We start from the raw sequence: 21606 nt of genomic DNA on the forward strand, positions 1-21606 counted from the left end.
TGATGAAAAAGTTTTTCAAGAAAGTCGGCGCCTTCCTGCGCCAGACCTGGGTCTGGACTCTGCTGCTGGTGCTGTTCGTGGCGCTGCTGGTGTGGTTCGTCGGCCCGTTGTTGGCGGTGGATGACTACAAGTTCTGGGAAAGCGCGACCTCGCGTCTGCTGACCATCGCCGTGTTGTTCCTGATCTGGGGCCTGACCATGGTCTTCGTCAGCTGGCGCGCGGGCATCCGCAAGAAAGCCGTCGAAGAAACCGAAGATGGCCAGGATCGCATCCGTCGTGACGAGCTGATCGAAGAAGAGCAGAAAGAGTTGAAGGCGCGCTTCAAGGACGCGCTGAAAACCCTGAAGACTTCGAGCCTGTATCGCGGCCGCAGCGAACGCTGGCGCAACGATTTGCCGTGGTATCTGCTGATCGGTCCGCAGGCCTCCGGCAAGACCAGCCTGCTGGACTTCTCCGGGCTGGAATTCCCGATCAACAAGATCGACCGCAAGCTGACCCGCGACACCCTCGGCACCCGTCATTGCGACTGGTACTTCGCCGATCACGGTGTGCTGATCGACACCGCCGGGCGCTACACCACCCAGCCGGACGCGGAAGTCGACGGCAATGCCTGGACCACCTTGCTCGAACTGCTGCGCAAGCGTCGTCGCGGGCGTCCGTTGAACGGTGTGCTGGTGACCATTCCGGTGGAATCGCTGATCGGTGGCAGCGAGCAGGACATCGACACCCTGGCGCGCCAGGTGCGCGGTCGTCTGCAAGACGTCTATCAGAAACTGCACGTCGATGTGCCGGTGTATCTGGTACTGAGCAAGGCGGACAAGCTGCTCGGTTTCGACGAGTTCTTCGATCAACTGACCCGCGAAGAAAGCGATCAGGTGCTGGGTACCAGTTTCCGCAAGGATCAGGTCGGCACCGACGTCGCGGTACTGCGCGGCGAATTCGAAGAGCTGCTGCGGCGCTTGAACAATCAGGTGATCATGCGCATGCACTCCGAGCGCGATACCCAGCGCCGTGGCCGCATCCTCGACTTCCCGCATCAACTGGGGCAGATCGGCGAGCGCCTGTGCCTGTTCGTCGACATGGCGTTCACTGGCAACCGGTATCAGCGCGCGTCGCTGCTGCGGGGTTTCTACCTGACCAGTGCTCCGCACCTGACGCAGGAAATGGACGCGACCACCGCCGGCATCGGCGCCAACCTCGGCATGAATGCCGGTGTGCTGCCAACCCTGCGCAGTGGCCGTTCGCGCTTCATCCATCATCTGTTCAGTCGGGTGATTTTCCCCGAGTCGGATCTGGCCGGCCTCGACAAGCGTGAGCGCAGCCGCATCCATTGGGGTCAGCGTGCGTTGTACGTTGGCGCACTGGCGGCATTGGCGCTGTTCGGCATGCTCTGGGCCGGTGGTTTCTCGGCCAACTATGAGCGTCTGGAAAACCTGCGCACGCTGGCGCAGAACTGGACCCAGCAGCGTTCGGCGCTGACCCCGCGTGATGATGCGATGGGCGTGCTGAAAACCCTCGATACCAGCTACGCCGCGACTCAGGTGTTCCCGAAGAAAGGCGACGTCTCGTACCACGAGCGTGGCGGCCTGTATCAGGGCGAAGACGTCAATCCGGTGGTCAAGCAAGCCTACGAGCACGAGCTCGAAGCGCAATTGCTGCCACGGGTCGCGACGATGCTCGAAGGGCAGATTCGCGCCAATATGAAGGACCGCGACAAGCTGCTCAACAGCCTGCGTGCGTACCTGATGCTGAACATGAAAGACCGTCGTGACGCCGTGTGGCTCAAGGACTGGGTCGCCACTGACTGGTCGCAGCGCTACACCGGCAACACCGCGGTGCAGAATGGTCTGAACACCCACCTTGAGCGCCTGCTGAAGCAGCCGTTCATCTACCCGCTGAACGATCAACTGGTGACTCAGGCACGTCAGGTGCTGCGCGCCGAATCGCTGGCCACCGTGGTCTACCGCATGCTCCGCGAGCAAGCGCGCAACCTGCCGGAATACCGTTTCAGCCAACACCTCGGCCCGCAGGGTTCGCTGTTCATCGGCACCGAATACGTGATCCCGGGGTTCTACACCCAACAGGGTTATCAGCAGTATTTCTCGGTGCAGGGTTCGGCGCTGGTCACCGACATCCTGCGTGACAACTGGGTGCTGGGCGAAGGTGCGGGCATCAGCGACATGGACTTGCGTCGCCTGATGGTCGAGCTGGAGCAGCTGTATTTCCGCGACTACGCCAACTACTGGAGCGAGGCCGTTGGCCAGGTGGCCTTGCCGCCGATCAGCGACGCCGGTGAAGGCGCCGAGCAACTGGCGGGCCTGACTTCGGCCAACTCGCCGGTGCTGGCATTGCTCACGGAAGTGCGCGAGAACACGCGCTTCCCGGCTGCTGCCGATCCGGTGGACGAAGCCGGTGATGCCGCCGATGCACTGGCAGGGCAGAAGGGCAAACTGGGCAAGGTCGGCAAACTGGCGTCTGCCGTGGCGGACAAGGCTTCGGCGATGGCCGTGGCGAAAAGCCTGCCGGACACCGCGAAGAAGTCGCTGCAACGCCGCTTCGAGCCGCTGCACCGTTTGCTCGATGACAACAACGGCCCGGCCGCAGACCTGACCCCGGCCATCAGCGCGCTCAACGACCTGCAACTGCAACTGTCCGGTCTGGCCCGCTCCAGCACGCCGGAACAAGCCGCGTTCGAAATGGCGAAAACCCGCATGAGCGGCCAGCGTGATGCGCTGACCAACCTGCGTGCAGCCTCGGGTCGCCTGCCGCGTCCGCTGAGCGTGTGGTTCAATGTGCTGGCCGAAGACTCGTGGCGCCTGGTGCTCAACGATGCTTACCAATACCTGAACGGCCGTTATCAGAACGAGCTGTACAGCGTGTATGGCAAAACCATCAGTAAGCGTTATCCGTTCAGCGCCAGCAGCACCAGCGACGTAGCGATCAGCGATTTCCGCGAGTTCTTCCGCGCTCAAGGCACCGTCGATCGCTTCTTCGACAGCTACATGCGTCCGTTCGTCAGCGGTGATCCGGGCAACTACCGGATGCGCAGCGTCGACGGTCACAGCCTGCCGGTATCGAAGATGTACCTCGACCAGATGGCAGCAGCCCTGACTATTCGCCAGAGCTTCTTCTCGATCAACCCGGCCGAGCCGACCGTGCAGTTCAAACTGGAGCCGTACACCCTCGATCCGGCGGTGAGCCGTTCCGAGTTCAAGTTCGGCGACAAGACCATGGAGTACCGCCACGGTCCGATCCTGCCAATGACGTTCAAGTGGCCGACCGACGCTGAAGACGGTCGCACCAGCCTGGTGATGGACAAGATGGCCGGGCGTCCGATCGGTATTGAGAAGAACTCCGGCCCATGGTCGCTGTTCCGTCTGTTCGACCTGATGCAGACCGAGTACCTGACCGGTCGCGACGTGCTGGTGCTGAAAGCCGACGTGGGTGGCCTGCGCGCCAACTACCTGCTGACCAGCCAGCGCACGCCGAACCCGTTCGACATGGGCGTGCTGCGTACCTTCCGTATGCCGGTGCAGCTCTGATGCTGGTGGCCAGTCCCTGGCGCAGCGCGGCGCGTACCGACCCGGGCAAGGTGCGGGCGCGCAACGAAGATGCCTTCCTCGACTCGCCACAGCAGGGGCTGTGGGTGGTCGCGGACGGCATGGGCGGTCATCAGGGTGGCGACATCGCCAGCCAGTTGATCGTCGCCAGCCTGGCTGAACTGCCGCAACACGAGGACTTCGACGAACGCCTCAAAGCCATCCGCCAGTGCCTGCACTGGCTGAACCGGCGCTTGGGGCAAGAGTTGACGGTCACCGCCGGACGCCACGACAGCATCATGGGCAGCACCGTTGTGGCGCTGCTGGTGGAAGGCAACCGCGCGGCCTGCATCTGGGCCGGCGACAGCCGTTGTTACATGTGGCGCGGGCAGCGGCTGTATCAGCTGTCCAAGGATCATTCGCTGCAGCAGCAACTGATCGACGAGCAACAGATGAGCGTCGAACAGGCGGCAGCGCACCCGGCGGCTCAGGCGTTGACCCGAGCCGTCGGTGCGGCCGAACAACTGACCCTGGATGTCCTCGAACTCGAGGTCTATCCGGGCGATGCGTTTTTGCTGTGCAGCGATGGTTTGTATCAGGGCCTGAGCAGCGATGCCCTCGGCAACGCCCTCAGCCTCAGCGCGCCGCATGTGGCGCTGGAACGTCTGTTCGACGGCGCCCTGCGTGGCGCCGCCCGGGACAACCTGACTGCCGTGGTGATCCGCCAATGACTGAAATCGAATCCTCAGTCGATGACTTGCTGATGAGCGAAGAGCAGGCCAGCAACCTGACCTACTTCGCCTTCGCCAAGGCAAACAACGCCGAGCCGCTGCTGGCGCCGACCAAGGCCAGCATCGGTGCATTGCCGGACGTACTCGCCGGCCGCTACCACCTCGAGCGTCTGCTCGGGGCGGGCGGCATGGGCGCGGTCTATCGGGCACGGGATCTGCTGCACGAGCAGTTCGGCGATCCCGACCCTTACATTGCGCTGAAAATCCTCAGCGAAGAATTTGCCGAATCGCCGGACGCCAGTGCCTTGCTTTACAGCGAGTTCGCCCTGACCCGACGCCTGCGCCACGACAACGTCGTGCGTGCGCACACTTTTGAAGTCGATACCGACTGCCAGCGGGCCTTCATCACCATGGAATACATGCGTGGCCTGACCCTGGACAAATTGCTCTGCGAGCGGCCTCTCGGCCTGCCGTGGAAAGAAACGCGCGACATCGCGTTGCCGCTGCTCGACACGCTGGCCTACGCCCACCGTCGCGGCGTGCTGCACGGTGACATGAAACCGAGCAATGTCATGCTCAGCGAAGACGGCCTGCGCCTGTTCGACTTCGGTCTCGGCCAGGCAGACGAGGGCGTGTTGCCCGGCCTGCCGCACCTGAGCCGCGAGCGCTTCAACGCCTGGACCCCGGGCTACGCCGCCCCCGAACTGCTTGAGGGCCAACCGTTGTCGGCCAGCGCGGACGTGTACGGCGTGGCTTGCGTGATCTATGAACTGGCGAGCGGCAAACACCCGTTCCGCCGCTTGCCCTCGACCCAGGCCCGCGACGAGCACCTGGAGCGCGAGCTGCAAGCTCCGGCGAACTTACCGAAACACGGCTGGCCAGCGCTGCGAACGGCGCTGAGCTTCAATGCGGCAGAACGCACCATCACTGCCGATCAATTGCGTGACGCCTTGGGCGCCACTTCGTCCTGGCTGCAACGGTTGCGACTTCGGGCGTAACGGACGACATTCGAACAGGGAGCGCTTTATGTTCAACCCAGCTAACGAAACCCACTTCAGCCTCAAGGTCGAAGACTACGTGGGCGACCTGCAAGTGCTGTCGTTCACCGGCACTGAAGGCATCAGCCAGCCGTTTCGTTTCGACCTCGAACTGGTCAGCGAAAACCCCGATCTGGATCTGGAAAAGCTCCTGCACAAGCAGGCGTTTCTCGCGTTCGATCCACAGGGCTCGGGCATCCACGGCCAGATCTACCGCGTGGCCCAAGGCGATGCCGGCAAGCGCCTGACCCGCTACAAGGTCTCGCTGGTGCCGCAACTGCAATACCTGCATCACCGCACCAACCAGCGCATCTACCAGCAGATGTCGGCGCCGAAAATCATCGCGCTGATCCTCGACGAACACGGGATCAAGGGCAACGCCTACAGCTTCCAGCTGAGCCAGCCGTGCCCGGATCGCGACTACTGCGTGCAGTACGACGAAACCGATCTGCACTTCGTCCAGCGCCTTTGCGAAGAGGAGGGTATTCACTACCACTTCCAGCACAGCGACAAGGCCCACCTGCTGGTGTTCGGTGATGACCAGACCGTGTTCCCCGACCTCGGCCAGCCGACCGCCTACATACAGGGCAGTGGCATGGTCGCCGAAGAACCGGTGATCAAGGGCTTCAAGCTGCGCCTGGAAACCCGCACCAGCCGCACCACGCGCCGCGACTACGACTTCGAAAAACCGCGCCTGCAGATGGAAGCGGCTTACAAGCCGGATGGCGAGAGCACTGAACCGGATCTGGAAGACTACGACTACCCGGGCCGCTTCATCGACCGTGCGCGCGGCAAGTTCCTCAGCCAGCGCGCCCTCGAACGCCACCGCGCCGACTACCGCCAGGCCGAGGGTCGCGGCGACCAGACCAAACTGGTCAGCGGCTACTTCATGGCCCTGTCCGACCACCCGCGTAGCGAGTGGAACGACCTGTGGCTGCTCACCGAAATCTTCCACGAAGGCAAACAGCCGCAAGTCCTCGAAGAAGGCGTGACCAGCGACACCACCGACAATAAGGACGACTTCCACCAGGGCTACCGCAACACCTTCCTCGCCACCCCGTGGGACGTGTTCTACCGGCCGGCCCTCGAACACCCGAAACCGCGCGTGCTCGGCAGCCAGACCGCCATGGTCACCGGCCCCAAAGGGGAAGAAATCCACTGCGACCAATACGGCCGCATCAAAGTGCAATTCCACTGGGACCGCGAAGGCCTCGCCGACGACAAAACCAGCTGCTGGCTGCGCGTCTCCAGCTCCTGGGCCGGCGACCGCTACGGCGCCATCAGCATTCCGCGCGTCGGCATGGAAGTCCTCGTCACCTTCCTCGAAGGCGACCCCGACCAACCCCTCGTCACCGGCTGCCTGTACCACAAGGAAAACCCGGTGCCATACGCTCTGCCGGCCAACAAAACCCGCAGCGTCTTCAAAACCCTCAGCTCCCCGGGCGGCGGCGGTTATAACGAACTGCGCATCGAAGACAAAAAAGGCGCGGAGCAGATCTACATCCACGCCCAGCGTGATTGGGACGAAAACATCGAGCACGACCAGAAAATCCGCGTCGGCAATGAACGTCACGACACCGTGGTTAAGAACACCTACACCGAGCTGAAGGCCGAAGAACACCGCACGACGATTTCCGACCGCAAGGTTGAAGCGAAGCTGGATGATCACCTCACGGTTGGGCAGAACCAGCATGTGAAGCTGGGGACTGCGCAGCTGACCAGCGTGGGGAAAGAGATTCACCTTAAGGCTGGGGACAAGATTGTTATCGAGGCGGGGACAGAGCTGACGATTCTCGGGGGTGGGAGCTTTATCAAGCTGGATGGCGGTGGGGTGACGGTGGTTGGGCCGGTGGTGAAGATTAATGCGGGTGGGTCGCCGGGGAGTGGGACTGGCATCGGGATTAAGCCGCCGGTGCTGCCGGGGGCGGCAGATAAGGATAAGGCGGGGAGTTTGATGGATCAGGCGTTGGGGAATGCGGTGCCTGAGAAGGTTAAGCCGAAGGCTTTTTTTGTGTTTTCTGAGTGATCGACATGAATGGTTTTTTGAAGAAGAGCAATGGCGTCGCGATGGCGGTTTCCACCGCGTCGCTGTTGAGCCTGTTTCATGGCAGCGCTTATGCGGATGAATGCCCGTCGGAAGATTTTTCCCAGTTTCTTCCGGCATTCTCAACCAATGCTGAAACCCAGCAGCGTTTGACTGCGATGACGATCAAGTCGCTGGTTTTGAAACCCGAAGGAGAGGGGGGGACTCTTCAGCCGCAAACGACAGAGATCAGCAGTTCCACATTGGCGTTTCCGCTGATGGCACCTTTAGCCACAGACAAGACAGACGGGGTTGAAGTCGAAACAATCGACGACAGTCACGTCAACGTTGTGGACAAGCGAGCTGGTAACAGCAACATCAAGATTTTCAATTTTTCTCGTCAGGCATGCTGGGTACTCGAGGGCGTCGAGAACTGGTCGATCAATGATAAAGACCTTGTTGAAGCGACCACGCCGACCCTGAGTACCGCCGAGAACTTTTGCTATCAGCGTGCGCGAAGTTACGGGCGCCTTGGTGGCCTGGACAAATACTCCCTGACGGGAGAACTCTTTGAAGCAGCATTGGAAAACTACCTGTGTGCAGCAGCTTCCGGCGATCCTCAGGCAAGTCTCAGTGCTGCCAGTCTGAGTCTTTCTGGAATGGCATCTCAATTGGAAACAGAGAAAGTCGAAGCCCTGTTCAAGGCCGCCGCTACTACTCTGGCAAGCGGAGCTTCTGCATTGTCCACTTTCTATTGTTATGGCAATGACACCGACCCCGAGGGTCCTTGTCAGCATCCTGAAGAAGCAGAAAGGGAATTGATTCGCGCCGCATCGATGGGCTCTTCCGATGCTCAAAATAAACTGGGTGATACGTTCGAGACCGGAAGATTGGTAACCAAGGATGCCTCCAGAGCACTGGATTGCTATCGCTTGGCCGCCAGTAAAGGAAATGCCATCGCCCTGAGTAATTTAACCAGATTGAAATCGCAAACCGCTGACGCCACAGAAACCAGCCATTGCTATTGATTTGCAGGATGCAGAAATGACAGAACCATTAGATTTAACGGGTAATTACGAAAACCGTGGCTACGTGTACAAGATGGGTGGCGATGGCATAAAAACAAATGCGGCCGGTAATAAGTTGATCGACTGCTCGCACATGGTTAATTTGTTGCTGACCGGGGCTGGCTACAAAATCCCGTATCAAGATACGCGAGTAATGGTTGATTCCTCGTACTACACGACCGTTGTTCCGCCAGACGTCAAGAAAGGTGATATCGCTCTTTGGATTAATGAAGATCCGCTGGGTGGTGGGGACAAGTTATTTCATACCGGCATTGTTGTTGACGTTAATCCCACCGGTACCGCAGGAAAGTTCTTCGGCGCGCAGACGAGGAAAGGGCCATCATTTACTTATTTTGGCACTAAAGATCCGGCCTTCTACTGGCCTATTCCTACAAAGTTTCTCAGGGCTAAAGAAGAGTTTCGAACAGGTGAAGCTTCGTCCCCCGCACCAGTTCCTGCACCAAAACAGAATAGCCCTGCACCAATAATGACTTTTCAGTTTCCAATTCGAAAGGCGGATGGGAGTCAATATGAGAGCTCGGACGAAATCTATTCGGTGCTTGAAAAAGAAGTATCAGGAAACTATTTGCTGGGTGGGCATAGTTTTTGGCATGGTGGCATCCATGTAAGTGAGCTGAGTGCGCCACAATGCACCGACGTCCAACCTGTTCGGTGTATTGCTGACGGCGTTGTAGTTGCCTATCGTTTGAATGAAGACTACGTAAAATCAGTATTTGAGCAAGATGGCGCAAGTACCGAATTGCGTTATTCAAGTTCGTTTTGCTTGGTGAGGCATGATTATAAGTTTCCTGGTAGGCCTGTTGAAAAAGGTGGTGTGATTTCAGAAGATGTAATGACTTTTTTCAGTCTTTATATGCATCTGCTGCCTTTTGCGCAATACCCATCAGAGTCTAAAACTGAGAGGTTGAGACCTGTATATTGGCAGGGTAAGGTTCGAGCTACAGTCACCGCGAAAGGCCTGCAATTGCGTAATCCGCCAGAGTCACAAGTTAACGGTGCAAAAGCAGGTAGCCCAATAAGTTCAGAAATGGTTTTGTGTACTTCTAGTGTTATCGAGTTTGACAGTGAAAAAGTTCTGAATTTAGATGTGAGAGGTAAGCTGCTGAAAATGGCTGAGTGCACTTTTGTACCTAGTAGCTCAGGCGCTCCTACTGGATTGAAAAAAGGTGGATCTGTTCCATCTACATTTTGGGCTTGTGTGGAGAATGATAAGTCAAATCATCTTGTTGATTGGGCGCCAGTTATACCTGTTAATTATGATCGCGTGGTTCTTACTAATATTGCAATCAAAGCTGGCGACCCGATTGGTTACCTGGGTTTGAATGAGGTGTTGGCGGGGCCAAGTGGCGGGAAAATAAGTAAGCGTCAGGTCCATCTTGAAGTCTTCAGTAGTGATGATATCGCTAGCCTTATAAAAAATCCGAAAGGGTTAACAGGCGGTAATCAGCATCTCGTTCTTGAAAGTGGCACCGTACTATATGAAAAAACTGACGCGGATGGAAAAATCTCTTTTTCTCCAAAGCAGCCACCTCTTGGGGAAAAAATAATTGTAGCTTTGAGTAAGGTGAAAGTTACAAAAGATTCAAGCGGAAAAGAATGGTTTGGGCTTTCAGTAAAGGGGGAGACTACTTCGCTTGAAGGTTTCTTGCCAAAAGAGAGTGCCACGGTAATCAGTCAACATGATTGGGAAAGGCTAGGATTCAGCATTGTCAAAGAGAATAACGAAAGTGCTGATGGTTTTCTCGATGTTGATGCGATGCCGGATTTCTTTAAGAAGATTTACTCGGAAATCGACAGCAAGGGTGTGGCGGACGGTAATGTTACTGTTGAAGAGTTGCAGTCGGCGCTCCGAGACGCAGAACTACGGAGTCGCTGGACCAAACTTATTGCCTATCATCCTACGGAGTGGCAGGCAAAATCATCTGAACCGAAGTGGGCACGCTTAAAAAAAATCCTTTTAGAATCCCCAACTGTACTAAAACTCGAACAAGAAAGAATAGATAAGCTCGTTTTTTGGGACGAAATGGCAGGGGCAATGCAAATTGCTTTGCCGAAATCCATTTATCACTTTCACCCAATAGCATTTATCGATAACTTGAAGAAAATTCATGTTATGACCATTGAGGAGGCGCGGATTCGGGCTTTCCTGAGAATGCTCAAGATTGGTGAAGGAACGATCGGGCTCGAAGGTTATGAGCATCTGTTTGGCGGAGAATCCTTTATTAAGGATTATGGAAAAACGTTTGCAGATCATCCTCGTCTTCTTATGGAAAAGACGGTTAAGAAAACCGGTCAAGTTATCTCTTCTACTGCTGCCGGCGCCTATCAGGTCATGAGATATGTTTGGGATGACCCAGGTATCATTAAGCTGCGGGAAGAGCACGGTATTACAGATTTTACACCTGCAATGCAAGACAGATACTGCGTTGTTATTCTGAAATATCGTCGAGATGCACTTCCAGAGATCATGAGAGGGGATATAAAGGCAGCTATTAAAAAATGTAATAAAGAGTGGGCGAGTCTTCCAGGGTCTCCTTATGGTCAGCCTACCGTGAAGCTGGAGGATGTCGTTGCAGAGTATAATAATATGGTAAGTCAAGAGTTGGCTGGTGAAAGTGATCTGCCGATGAAGGTCGGCTTTATTGCAGACTTGATGGAGTAATGTGGTGAATTTCAATAAAAAATATCTTGTTGGTGTCGCAGCATTTTTTTGTGCCTCGGCAATGGCTGCTTCTGCTCAAAATTCCAGCTTGCCTGAAAAAATAGATATCTTGGAATGTGATGGATCGAAGGTGGAGCTTGTATCTATTTGTCAAAATGACACCGTCGCAAAGTCGGAGGATCACAGTGGCCTCCCAGTATGTACAGATCAGATAATCAAGATAAATGGACAAGAGAACCGTCGGAAGGTTGATAAAATATCACAGGTGACCAGCAGCGGATCGAATGTGAAGATACTTTCTAATGTGGTCGTTTCGATGGCTTGTGTTAAAGGGAGCAAGGGAAGCTTAATTTCCATCGGCGGTTACGGCGGCTGTGGTGCGTGCCCTGAGTGGCATGGTTATTATTCGTTGGATGGAAAGTTGGTGAATTACGTTTATAGTAATTCGTTTCGCTCTTTTGGATCGTTAGGGTCGCGTGACGATTTAATTAATAAGTATGGTGTTAGTAAGAAAGATTTGGTGGATGAAAGTTCTTTTGCAAAAAAAATAACCTACCCCGGCCTTTGAAGCTTTGGGGGAGTCAGGGGAGGACTACTGAAAGGTGTCTCTCCCTGTGGTGACGTATATTAGGTGTGCAGATGAAAACTATGAATTGAATTTAGCATCGGTGGGTGCAAGTGGAATTATTGCGAGTTTATGCAATTGAAAAATATCATGCTATTGCTGATTTTCCTGATGTGGACGATCCCGGCGTTAGCCGAAACCACCACGTTCAGTCCAACCAAAGGCGTCGACGCGACGCTGGTTCTCGAAGGCTCCAAGCTGAACATCGCGGTTAAAAGCGAAACGCACAGCGAGTCGCGAACAATCGATTTTGAAGCCGAAAACGAACTCCACATACAGTTCGACGATTTCAATTTCGACGACGCCCAGGATTTCGCGGTCTGGCAACTCGATGACGGCATGGGCACTTACCACTACTACCTGGTGTTCATTTACCAAGTCAAAACTGGCACCTTCGAAGAGTTGCAGCCGGACTGCGGCGATGGCTTCGTTAACTTGCGCGTCGACAAAAAACGCGAAGCGTTGCTCAGCACCTACTGGGAAATGAACATACCCAAGCAATGCATCACCCGAATCACCAAACGCAAAGCCTGAATGACTCAAGGATGAACACAGTGAAACGTTTTGTTTTTACCCTGCTGGCCACTCTGCTGCTGCCGGTTTCAGCAGTCTACGCGCAGGATGACTGCAGTCATGTCACCTCAAGCCTGGAAATGGTGCCCTGCTCGGAGGCGGCGAAGAAGGCTGCCGATGCGCAGTTGAACGTTAGCTACAAGCAGTTGATGGCGCGACTTGAATCTGACTATCGAGCAGATCCGGCGTTGGGTGCAGAGTACGCGGCGAAGGTCAAAGAGTCGCAACGTGCGTGGCTGAAATTACGCGATGCGAACTGCCCTTTGGAAGCATTCGAGATCGAGACGGGGATGCCTGCGCATGTGTTCGCTGTTAACTCGTGCATCGCCAGAATGAGCCGCGAGCGCTCGGCGTATCTGGACAAGATTGTGCCGGCACAGTCGGCGCAGTTATCCGAAAAAGTCAGCGCCAGTAATGCTTGCCCATCCGAGGATTTCTTACCCTTCCTGGCAGTGTTTTCTGCCGATATCGAAGCACAGCGCCGGCTCACCGCGTTTACCGTCAAGTCGATGGTGTTAAAGCCAAAAGCCGAGCCGGGACGTTTCGAGCCTGTGACCACGGGCGAGAAGGGCGCCGGATTGGCCTATCCGTTGATGGCATCTATTGAATCTCGCAAAACGCCGGGTGTTGTGATTTGGGAATACGACGACAGCCACTCAACTGTTGTGGATCGACGCGCCGGCTGGAGCAACGTCAAAGTCTTCAATTTTTCCCGTCAGGCGTGCTGGGTGCTTGAAGGCGTTGAAGACTGGTCTATTCGCGAGAAAGACCTGCTCGCGGCGAGTACGCCGACTATGAGCAAGGAAGAAAGTCTCTGTTTCCAGCGTGCCGAGGCGTTCGAAGCATTGGGTGCACCGGAAGACCAGCCTCGCACCGTTGAGTTGTATGAGGCCACGCTGGAAAACTTGTTATGTGCAGCACACTCCGGAGACCCACTTGCCAGTTATAAAGCCGCTATTTTGAGCCTCTCGGGCATGGCGCCGCAGGTGCCAACGGATACTTTGGAGTCACTATTCAAAGCAGCGGCCACGACTTTGCCGAACGGTGCGATGGGACTTTCCGAGTTTTACTGCGATGTCAACGAACTAACATCCGACGGTCCCTGCAAAAATCCTGCGCTTGCAGAGCAAGCACTGATGGGCGCCGTAAAAATGGGCAATGCCAACGCGATCAGCAAGTTGGGATCTACCTTCGCTAGCGGCGAATGGGGTACCAAAGATCCATCTCGAGCCATGGCCTGTTACCAAATGGCCCTCGCGAAGGGTAGTGATGGCGCCCGTTTCGGTTTGGAACACTTGAAGAAAAACTCCTCCACACCAATCCAACCCAGCTACTGCTACTGACAACCCCCGAAACCCCACGCATTTCCTTTAAACTCCCCACCCCCAAGGAATGCGCTCAGGACACGGAATGCCAGCCCCCTCGATCTCCCTTCGCCCCGCGTTAGTACTCTGGCTATACGCCGCCTCAATCGTGCACATTCTCGCCGGCCTCACCCTGACCTGGGCCGAGCATTCCGGATTACTTGACGGCTATCTGCACACCCTGGAACTCGCATTCTGGGGCGCCGATGCGGTACCTGCGGCCGGCCACGAACAACAAGTCTGGTGGCTCGCGCTTTTCGGCGCGACGCTGCAAAGCTATTCGCTGTACATGCTCGCTCTGGTGCACTTGGGCAATCGCTTGAAAGCCCCGGCAGTCTGGGGTTGGTTGATCGCGGGCATCCTGTTATGGGCGCCGCAGGACATGTGGCTTTCAGCGCAACAACAGGTCTGGTCGCACCTGTGGCTCGATGGTTTTGCGTTGCTGGTGTTGTTGCCGCCGCTGGTTTGGCTATATCGCCATGACCGCCGAAAATCCCCTTCAGTAAAGACTCCGAGCACATCCAACCCGTTTGTTGGCAGCGCTTTCAAGCGCGTACTGATCACCGGCGGCACAGGGTTTATAGGTGAAGCTTTAGTCCACCAGTTACTCGACGCCGGTCATTCAATTAGCGTTCTAACGCGTGATCCGTTGAGCGCCGCCACCTTGTTCAACGGCCGCGTCCGCTGTGTGTATTCCCTCGGCGAACTCAGCCACGACGAAACCTTCGACGTAGTGATCAATCTCGCCGGCGCACCCGTCGCCGGCCCACGCTGGAGTCCCAAGCGTCAGGCGCAACTACTCGCCAGCCGAGTCGGCACCACCGAAGCGTTGATGACTTGGTTGAAGAACACCGAGCACAAACCAGCACTGTGGATTCAAGCCTCGGCCATCGGTTTCTACGGCGTGCGCGATGCCAGCGAAAACCTCGACGAACACGCCAGCAAGGGCGACGGTTTCATGGCCGAACTCTGCGCGCGTTGGGAAGCCGCCGCGCAACCGGCCACTGAGTTTGGCGTGCGTCAGGTGGTGCTACGCCTCGGCGTGGTCTTCGGCCCGGGCGGCGCGTTGACGCCGTTGCTGCTGCCGTTCCGCTTGGGCTTCGGCGGGCGCATGGGCGATGGTCGGCAGATCATGAGTTGGGTGCATCGCGATGATGTGCTTCAGGTGATCGCAAGGGCTTTCAATGACGACAGTCTGCGCGGCACCTACAACATGGTGGCGCCGGAAACGGTCAGTCAGGCAGCGTTCGCCGAGCAGGCCGGCAAGGTCCTCAAGCGTCCGGTGTGGTTCCACATTCCAGCCGCGCCAGTACGTGCGCTGGCAGGGGAGATGGCGCAGTTGTTTTTTGACGGTCAGCGCGTGGTGCCGCAGCGTTTGACCGAGGCCGGCTACACATTCCGTTATCCAACCCTCGACGCCGCTCTACGCGATCTGACCTGAGGATCGTCCATGAGCAAGCCCTTGATGTACCTGCTGGCCGGCAACGGCAGCGCTGCCGATTGGTGGGACGACGCGCTGCCACACTTTCAGCGCTACGACTTGGTGCCGCTGGAGTTGCCGGGTTTCGGCGCTAATCCGCAGCCACCCTGCGAGGATCTGGCGGACTACGCGCAGACTTTGCTGGCGATGACGGAACAGGGCAGCGCGATCATGGCGGTCGGGGTCAATGCGTTGCTGGTGTTGCATGCGTTGCAACGTCGGCCGGGGCACTTTTCCCGCAGCGTTTTGTTGGCGCCGGTCGGTGCGTTTCTGTGGCAGCGGCGGTTGCCTGCACTGATGTCGCCGCTGCCGATTCGCAAGACCATTCACTGGTTGCTCTCGAACAAACCGACGCTGTTCGCGCGCAAGTTTTCCAACCAGACTTGGACGCCCGAGCAGTACCAACGCATGGGCGCGGGCTATGCGCGCTGCCGTGCGTTCGTTCCGCATTGGGATCTGATTCGTGCCGACACTGCGCTGCCGCTGCTGGAGTGGATCACCGATCCGGTCGAGCTGGTCTGGGGCGATCAGGACGCTGTGCTCGGCATCGAGCAAGCGGCGGCGTGGTCGACGATTCTCGCTCGCGCTGATCTGACTATCAGCCTCAAACCCGGTTGGGGTCATTACCCATGGATCGACTCGCCCGCGCAGTTCGCACAGTGGCTGGAGTCGGGCGAGCGCGGGTTTGTCGCGCACACCAAGGGCGGGCGTTTGCGCCTGGCTGAACTGGCGCGGCAAGCGGTGCCGGCGGCGCTGACGCTCAACGATTGCAATGATCCGCGTCTGCCAGCATTTCTCGCTGCCCAACCCGACGTGACCTGGGCGGTGCGCTCCTCCAGTTATGGCGAGGATCAGGCCGATTCGGCAAATGCCGGTTTGAGCACAACCTATCTGCGCGAGCCGACCGCCAATGTGCCCAAACGCATCGCCGAATTGACTGCTGAAGGTGTCGAGGAAGTGGTGGTCCAGCGCTTCATCACCCCGGTATTGTCCGGGATCGCTTTCGTGCGACATCTCTCGGTAGAACTCGAATGGGTTGAAGGTCATCTCGAATCGCTGGCCGACGGTCACGTCAGCCCCTCACGAGCAACGCTTTCGCGACTAGGTGATGCGTGGCGCAGCGGCACGTTCATGCCGTCCCACGGCTTGACCGAAGACCGGCTCTGGCGCTTTCTGCAAGACGTGTTGCGCGTGTTCCACTACGTGCCCGGCGACGTCGAATGGGCCTGGGACGGCTCGCAACTCTGGCTCCTGCAATACCGGCCGATCAGCGATTACGGCTGGCGCCGGCACCTGACCGCCGCCAACATTGCGGAGATTCTGCCGCCGCAACCGAGCGTGCTGGTCGAGTACGCCCAGCGCCGCGCGGCAACGAGTATTCCGGCGATCATGGCGCGTTGGGATGCGCGGGTGCTGCAGGACAACGAGCCGTTCACTGCTGTGTTCGGCGGCGCGTCCTACATCAACAATGATCTGTTTCTCGCCCGACTTGCCGACTGGGGCATCAGCGCCAGCAACTACGCGGGTGAAGTCGGTGGCGCGACCCCGCATCTGCCGTGGCAACTGCTCAAAATGCTGCGTTCGTTGCCGCTGTTTTTGCGTATGCAACGCAAGGCTCGGAGCCATTTGCTGAACCTTGAAAACGGTTTGCAGCGCTTCGATCTGGAGCTGGCCGAACTGGTCGCGCAAAGTGCCAACGGCCAGCAATTGGCAGACTGGTTCACCCGGTTCTACGTGTTCGTGGTGCAAGGCAATCTGTGCATCGCCACGGCGCTGGCCAGCAGTGGCGGCGACTGGCTGGGCCGCCCGCCGACCGCGTACGACAATCTGGAAAACAGTCCTCATCGACTGCCGTGGGAAACCGACCCAGCCACCCCGCGACCCGCGTCGAGCGAACTGCCGCTACAGCCATTCCCGCAATGGTCCGGGCTGATCCGCCTCGCGCATTCGACCGGCCTGCCGGGCCTGCGCGGCTACTACCTGCAAGTACGCGAGTGGTATCGCGACAACCTGATGCGCATCTTCTTCCGTCTTCACCACGCCATGCCCATGGCGGATCGCGAACATTGGTTCGCGCCGCATCCCGACGTGCGCACCCGCGACGGCAGCTTCTGGCAGGACGGTCGCGAAGGTGCGGAGCAGGCGACCGGGTTCATGATTTATCCGGGACAAGTGCAAGGCATTCTCGGCGAGGACATCTTGTTGGAGGACACCCTCGATCCGGGGCGGCATGCGCACTATCAAGCAGCACGAGCGGTGATTGCGCGTATGGGCGGGCGGTTGTCCCATGGCTCGACGTTGTTGCGGGAATTGCGCAAGCCGTCGGCGGTAATGCCGCAGGTGGACCCTGCGTGGGTGGGGTGTGAGGTGTTGTATCGAGATGGTGAGTTGCAATTGATCAATTCGAAGGATAGGAAGTGAAAACACTATTGTTGCGTATGAACTGGCTGTCACTGGTAGCGGGCAGTCTCTTGGCAATTTCAACCGCCATGGCATTCGCTGCCGACCCAACTTTCAAGGATTACACCGTCACACCAGTTTTCACCGGCCCCAACCATAAGCTGGTGCCGCAAGAAAACAGCAGCCCAATGATGGACCAAGCGCGGGCACAAGCCCTGCAAGGCAAGGTCAACTTCGCCGGCCATTACATCCTGCACAGACTCGGTTGTGGCGGAAGTGCCATTTGCGGTGAGGTGCTGGACGCCCAGACCGGTGAGGTGGTTGGCGGTCTGCCGAATGCTTACGACGGCGGCACGTTCGGCATGGTTTACCAGCCCGACAGCCGCTTGATCATCGTCTCCGGCATCACGCTCGACGGCGAAGAAGATGCGCAGGGAAATGCGTTGGAAAGTGGTAACCGGGACCGTTACTACGAATTTGTGAACAATGAATTTCGGCTGCTGAGCATGACCGACGTGGAATCGTCGCCGATGGATGAGGAGTGAGTGGATGAACCGTCCTCTCGCGGGCAGCCTTAAGTGGTTGATGATTGTCATGAGCCTGTCAGCTTCAGCCAATGCCTTGTCTGAAAATATTCAGATTGTGGGGGTTGGCGAGCATTTAGTGACGCTGAAGGACAAGACATGGGGCAGGCCTGCTCCAGAGTCGGCGGTCGCCTCGTTTACCGCCAATGGAAAAACGTTTCCCCTCTACGTACCCGAGGTGGGCACTGAAACGCATCAGGTCTGGCTAAGCCCTGACAAGAAAACATTGCTCCTCCTTCAGACTCTGTATGGCGTTGTCATTGGCCAAGAGGGTGAAGAAATCTCCACAGAGGAAACTGGTTGCGGGGTCATTTCAATGGAGACCGGTTGTGTGCTCAGTCAGCACGTAGCCAGGTTTTGCGACGGCAAGTGGGAGGGCAATCGGTGGATTTCTGGGGAAGAGGATGCGCCTGACCTCGTCATGCAGACGCCGTCTCCAAAGGACTTATTGAAGCAGGTCTCAAATATTGAGATGCCGCAATCTCGCGTGGAAGAACTCGCATTCAATCTTCGCACTATAAGTCCAGAGTCCTATATGGCTTGTCACCCACCGGCGCGCAATGTTCAAGCTTTTAACGACTTGGCTTTCTACTTGGCCGAGGGCGGTAACGATAAGCTGGCGCTGAAGTTTTATCGCGGCGTTGAAGCCGTTGGTAAACGCACGGTACTGATGTTGAACATTGCCGACTCGCTCTGGCGCCTTGATCGCAAAGATGAAGCGCAGCGCTATTACATCCAGTACCGCGACGCGATGAGTGCCGACGGCAGGGCGCAGAAAATACCTCGACGCGTAGTTGAGCGATCCGCAATTCAGGGAATGAAAAACTGAACATGTTTGTGCGTTTTATCGCGTTGTCCTTTGGATGCCTGTTTGCCTCTTTTGCGATGCCGAGGACGACTGCAAAGAAATCACCGTTAGCGCCCAGGTCGATCGGTGTGTGGAGGCAGCCCGCAAGGAAGCCGACACGCAACTCAATGCCAGCTACAAGAAACTGCTGGGACGGTTTGAGGCTCAACAGCGGCGCGACCCTGAGCAGGGTAAGGCGCTGGTCGCCATGGCCAGAGAATCCCAGCGCGCCTGGATCAAGCTACGCGACACCACATGCCCGCTTGAAGCCACGGAAATCGAGCCTGGGGTGGCAGCGCATGTCACGACTATCAACAACTGCGTGGCCAGAATGAGTCTGGAACGTGCGGCTTATCTGGACACGATCGTCGCTGATGAGCCGGGTAATGTGGTCGATCTCAACAAAGTGTCCAGAACCGACGCCCATCGATTTGGGGATGTCGTCGCGCGCTATGTCAGCACCTTTGGCAGCCCTTGCCTGACAGTCCAGATATTGGCGCCCAATGGCGGTTGGAGAGTGCTGTCCTCCAAGCGGTTCTGCAGTCTCGAAGGCAAGGCATTTTGGACGGACTATGCCGATGCCGGGTTTGAGGATCATGCGTTTGCCGAAGATGGGTTGCACGTGACGCTCAGTTTGACGGAGCTTCGTGGACTTGGAGAGAGGCGCCTTGCCTGTGTGATTCCGATTCAGAATGAGCAAATCAAAGAACTGAAATGCGGTTCGTTTGAGCCCGGTGCTTAAACGGGCAAGATCTATTGGGCGTATTTGGACATCATTTGATTGAATCAAGGATTGAAGAAAGTGAAACGCGTATTGCAGAGCGTTCTCTGCGCTCTAACTTGTTGTGTCGCTGTACCGGGTTCTCCCGCGCTTGCTGCGCCCCAAGTTCTCAAGGAAATCCCGGCAAACTTATTAGGCGATGAATCTCGGCAAAACGTCTTTGTGCTGGCGGGCGAAGCGGACGAGGTCTCCAACCGGTTGTTGATTGCGCCGGTACAGGCACGTGATGAGAACATCTTGCTCGATACGTCGAAGGCGCTGCCTCTGATCAAGAGTCAGTACTCGTCTGCGCTTCAGGGTGTCTTCAGCGTCCATGTACTCAAAGGTCGCCCTGGCGTCATGACTGTCATTGATCCGCAGGCTGAGGAAGCTGTCGTCAAGCAGCCGTTCGTTGAGGCTGGGGATTACATAGCGCTGGTAACCAGTGAGGAAGACAACGCGGTTTATAACTTCAACCTGTTGTTCGCCTTCAATAGAAGCTCGAAGCAGTTTGAGCTGAAAGCTCTGCTAGAAGTGGCGAATAACGACTCATGTGATCGATCGCTCGTCAGCGTAGTGGAGTTGCCGGTGCAGACATTGGGCCCAATCACTCTCGCTTCTTTCGATGGGCGTGAAGTGCTGCAGAAGTTGCAGGTTGCTCGTGTTGGTCGTATTGAGGGTGTTAAGAAATTGATGACCGTCGATTCGGCTGATCTTCTGGATATGGCGCTGGCAGCCTATAGAAAGGGTGATGAGTTTTCCCTCAAGGATACGATGAGCTACGTGTTGATGGGCGGTGGCTCGCATGACACTTGTCCCCCCGATAGCTATATCGTCGCAAAGTACTACTACCCGCAGCGTCCCGGCTGGTCCAACGACTTAGGTTTTTTACTCGGCGAAGCGGGTTACTACGCAGAGTCCATTGAGCTGTTGAATGCGGTGATTGCACACAACCCAGCGCGGACGGTGGCTTACCTGAATCTCGCAGATAGCTATTGGGCTATGAACGATAAAGAGCGAGCGGTATCGGCGTACAAGCAATATGCGTCGCGTATGTCGGACGCGGGAAAGGCTTTGAAAATTCCTGCTCGGGTAGCTGAGCGCAGTGGCGGAGTATCCGGGTCATGATCAAACTCAAGGCGCTCTGTAGGCCGGTCGCGGGTGTTTTTTTTGCTGCTTTGCTGATTCCTGCGCATGCCCAGGAAGTCTGTAATCCCGACAGTTTTTCCAATCCCGATTTGATCATTTGTGGTCAGCAGACTTTCGAGAAAGTCGATGCAGTGTTGAATGAGCAATATAAGAAAGTTTTGGTCAGTTTGGCGCCTGCTGACAAGAATCAGCTGACCGATGTGCAGAAGAAATGGGTGCGTTTCAAAGAGTCGTTTTGCGAGGATACCTATCAGTCGGCTTTGCCCGGTGCAGAGGCACCCATCGAAAGGCTCGCGTGTCTCGTGCAAACAACCAATGCCCGGTTGGGAGAGTTGATTGCTCTGCAGACGGGCTTACCGCTAGATGGCTTTTACAAGGCGGCATCTGCGATTGCGGGGAAGGATCATGAGAGAGACTTAGCGGCCGCCATTGAGCGACTGGGAGGGGATGAGTTCGATGATCCGCTTTGGAAGCAATATGCGGATGGGCACTGCGAAATGAGCGAGCGTTTGTTCCGTGAGGATTTCGCGAATTGCAGCGTGCGGATGCGCTTTCAGTTACCTCTGAACCGTTGAAGGAATGATCGGTTTGAAATCAATCCGGATGTTATCTGTTGCGTTGTCATTCCTCTTTCCTCTTGTGGCTCACAGCGAGGTCAAAACGGAGATCTATTGCTTCCGTTCACAAGAGGGTAAGAGCAGCAATTTTGAATTGCGGACGTATCACGACTCGAGCGCCAAATGG

Annotated in this window: 15 protein-coding genes and 1 pseudogene; all 16 read left to right on the plus strand. The window is 56.8% G+C overall.

Annotation, left to right across the window (positions count from 1 at the left end; translation table 11 throughout):
- The first annotated feature begins 2 nt into the window (after positions 1 to 2).
- The 16 genes and pseudogenes from tssM (at position 3) to AC3WMV_RS12455 (ending at position 21437) form a co-directional block, all read left to right on the plus strand.
- Positions 3 to 3542: a type VI secretion system membrane subunit TssM gene (gene tssM / locus AC3WMV_RS12380; RefSeq protein ID WP_027610388.1), complete on the plus strand. Its 3540-nt coding sequence runs from the start codon at positions 3 to 5 to the stop codon at positions 3540 to 3542.
- Complete coding sequence (locus AC3WMV_RS12385; protein WP_027610389.1) at positions 3542 to 4270, plus strand: PP2C family protein-serine/threonine phosphatase; 729 nt, start codon at positions 3542 to 3544, stop codon at positions 4268 to 4270. Before tssM ends, AC3WMV_RS12385 begins: the two co-directional genes overlap by 1 nt.
- The gene (locus AC3WMV_RS12390) at positions 4267 to 5268 is read left to right on the plus strand and encodes a serine/threonine-protein kinase (protein ID WP_027610390.1); all 1002 of its coding nucleotides are present in this window, start codon (positions 4267 to 4269) and stop codon (positions 5266 to 5268) included. Before AC3WMV_RS12385 ends, AC3WMV_RS12390 begins: the two co-directional genes overlap by 4 nt.
- Before the next feature lie 28 nt (positions 5269 to 5296).
- Positions 5297 to 7333: a type VI secretion system Vgr family protein gene (locus AC3WMV_RS12395; RefSeq protein ID WP_103368530.1), complete on the plus strand. Its 2037-nt coding sequence runs from the start codon at positions 5297 to 5299 to the stop codon at positions 7331 to 7333.
- Between the two features lie 5 nt (positions 7334 to 7338).
- On the plus strand, positions 7339 to 8358 hold the full coding sequence (locus AC3WMV_RS12400) for a tetratricopeptide repeat protein (protein ID WP_178085251.1): 1020 nt from the start codon (positions 7339 to 7341) through the stop codon (positions 8356 to 8358).
- 16 nt (positions 8359 to 8374) lie between these two features.
- Complete coding sequence (locus tag AC3WMV_RS12405) at positions 8375 to 11080, plus strand: glycoside hydrolase family 24 protein (RefSeq protein WP_146038498.1); 2706 nt, start codon at positions 8375 to 8377, stop codon at positions 11078 to 11080.
- A 4-nt stretch (positions 11081 to 11084) separates the two neighbouring features.
- Entirely contained in the window at positions 11085 to 11648 is a 564-nt protein-coding gene (locus AC3WMV_RS12410) for a hypothetical protein (RefSeq protein ID WP_256584950.1), read from the plus strand.
- 147 nt (positions 11649 to 11795) lie between these two features.
- Positions 11796 to 12239 (plus strand): XAC2610-related protein, encoded by a 444-nt coding sequence (locus tag AC3WMV_RS12415; protein ID WP_310650495.1) that lies wholly within the window; start codon positions 11796 to 11798, stop codon positions 12237 to 12239.
- A 20-nt stretch (positions 12240 to 12259) separates the two neighbouring features.
- Positions 12260 to 13621: a lysozyme inhibitor LprI family protein gene (locus AC3WMV_RS12420; protein ID WP_103368536.1), complete on the plus strand. Its 1362-nt coding sequence runs from the start codon at positions 12260 to 12262 to the stop codon at positions 13619 to 13621.
- A 67-nt stretch (positions 13622 to 13688) separates the two neighbouring features.
- The gene (locus AC3WMV_RS12425) at positions 13689 to 15083 is read left to right on the plus strand and encodes a TIGR01777 family oxidoreductase (protein WP_103369788.1); all 1395 of its coding nucleotides are present in this window, start codon (positions 13689 to 13691) and stop codon (positions 15081 to 15083) included.
- Positions 15084 to 15092: 9 nt separating this feature from the next.
- A complete protein-coding gene (locus tag AC3WMV_RS12430; protein WP_103369789.1) occupies positions 15093 to 17543 on the plus strand; it encodes a PEP-utilizing enzyme in 2451 nt (816 codons plus the stop codon).
- A 68-nt stretch (positions 17544 to 17611) separates the two neighbouring features.
- Positions 17612 to 18067 carry a hypothetical protein gene (locus AC3WMV_RS12435; protein ID WP_409077733.1) on the plus strand — a complete coding sequence of 152 codons (456 nt, stop codon included), beginning with the start codon at positions 17612 to 17614 and terminating at the stop codon, positions 18065 to 18067.
- Positions 18068 to 18071: 4 nt separating this feature from the next.
- Positions 18072 to 18935, plus strand: coding sequence for a tetratricopeptide repeat protein (locus tag AC3WMV_RS12440; protein ID WP_103369791.1), 864 nt, complete (start codon positions 18072 to 18074; stop codon positions 18933 to 18935).
- A 2-nt stretch (positions 18936 to 18937) separates the two neighbouring features.
- Positions 18938 to 19695: pseudogene (locus AC3WMV_RS12445) on the plus strand (lysozyme inhibitor LprI family protein).
- Between the two features lie 60 nt (positions 19696 to 19755).
- Positions 19756 to 20841 carry a tetratricopeptide repeat protein gene (locus AC3WMV_RS12450; protein WP_103369792.1) on the plus strand — a complete coding sequence of 362 codons (1086 nt, stop codon included), beginning with the start codon at positions 19756 to 19758 and terminating at the stop codon, positions 20839 to 20841.
- Positions 20838 to 21437 (plus strand): lysozyme inhibitor LprI family protein, encoded by a 600-nt coding sequence (locus AC3WMV_RS12455; RefSeq protein ID WP_103369793.1) that lies wholly within the window; start codon positions 20838 to 20840, stop codon positions 21435 to 21437. The genes AC3WMV_RS12450 and AC3WMV_RS12455 overlap by 4 nt, the downstream gene beginning before the upstream one ends.
- The last annotated feature ends 169 nt before the right edge of the window (positions 21438 to 21606 follow it).

This window comes from Pseudomonas sp. FW305-3-2-15-E-TSA4 (assembly GCF_058787295.1).

What these genes read in the sequence shown, in the direction of transcription:
- AC3WMV_RS12390 (WP_027610390.1), top strand. Translation starts at nt 4,267, where the DNA reads ATGACTGAAATCGAATCCTCAGTCGATGACTTGCTGATGAGCGAAGAG.
- AC3WMV_RS12405 (WP_146038498.1), top strand. Translation starts at nt 8,375, where the DNA reads ATGACAGAACCATTAGATTTAACGGGTAATTACGAAAACCGTGGCTAC.
- AC3WMV_RS12435 (WP_409077733.1), top strand. Translation starts at nt 17,612, where the DNA reads ATGGCATTCGCTGCCGACCCAACTTTCAAGGATTACACCGTCACACCA.
- AC3WMV_RS12400 (WP_178085251.1), top strand. Translation starts at nt 7,339, where the DNA reads ATGAATGGTTTTTTGAAGAAGAGCAATGGCGTCGCGATGGCGGTTTCC.
- AC3WMV_RS12415 (WP_310650495.1), top strand. Translation starts at nt 11,796, where the DNA reads ATGCTATTGCTGATTTTCCTGATGTGGACGATCCCGGCGTTAGCCGAA.
- AC3WMV_RS12430 (WP_103369789.1), top strand. Translation starts at nt 15,093, where the DNA reads ATGAGCAAGCCCTTGATGTACCTGCTGGCCGGCAACGGCAGCGCTGCC.
- AC3WMV_RS12440 (WP_103369791.1), top strand. Translation starts at nt 18,072, where the DNA reads ATGAACCGTCCTCTCGCGGGCAGCCTTAAGTGGTTGATGATTGTCATG.
- AC3WMV_RS12385 (WP_027610389.1), top strand. Translation starts at nt 3,542, where the DNA reads ATGCTGGTGGCCAGTCCCTGGCGCAGCGCGGCGCGTACCGACCCGGGC.
- AC3WMV_RS12425 (WP_103369788.1), top strand. Translation starts at nt 13,689, where the DNA reads ATGCCAGCCCCCTCGATCTCCCTTCGCCCCGCGTTAGTACTCTGGCTA.
- AC3WMV_RS12395 (WP_103368530.1), top strand. Translation starts at nt 5,297, where the DNA reads ATGTTCAACCCAGCTAACGAAACCCACTTCAGCCTCAAGGTCGAAGAC.
- AC3WMV_RS12455 (WP_103369793.1), top strand. Translation starts at nt 20,838, where the DNA reads ATGATCAAACTCAAGGCGCTCTGTAGGCCGGTCGCGGGTGTTTTTTTT.
- tssM (WP_027610388.1), top strand. Translation starts at nt 3, where the DNA reads ATGAAAAAGTTTTTCAAGAAAGTCGGCGCCTTCCTGCGCCAGACCTGG.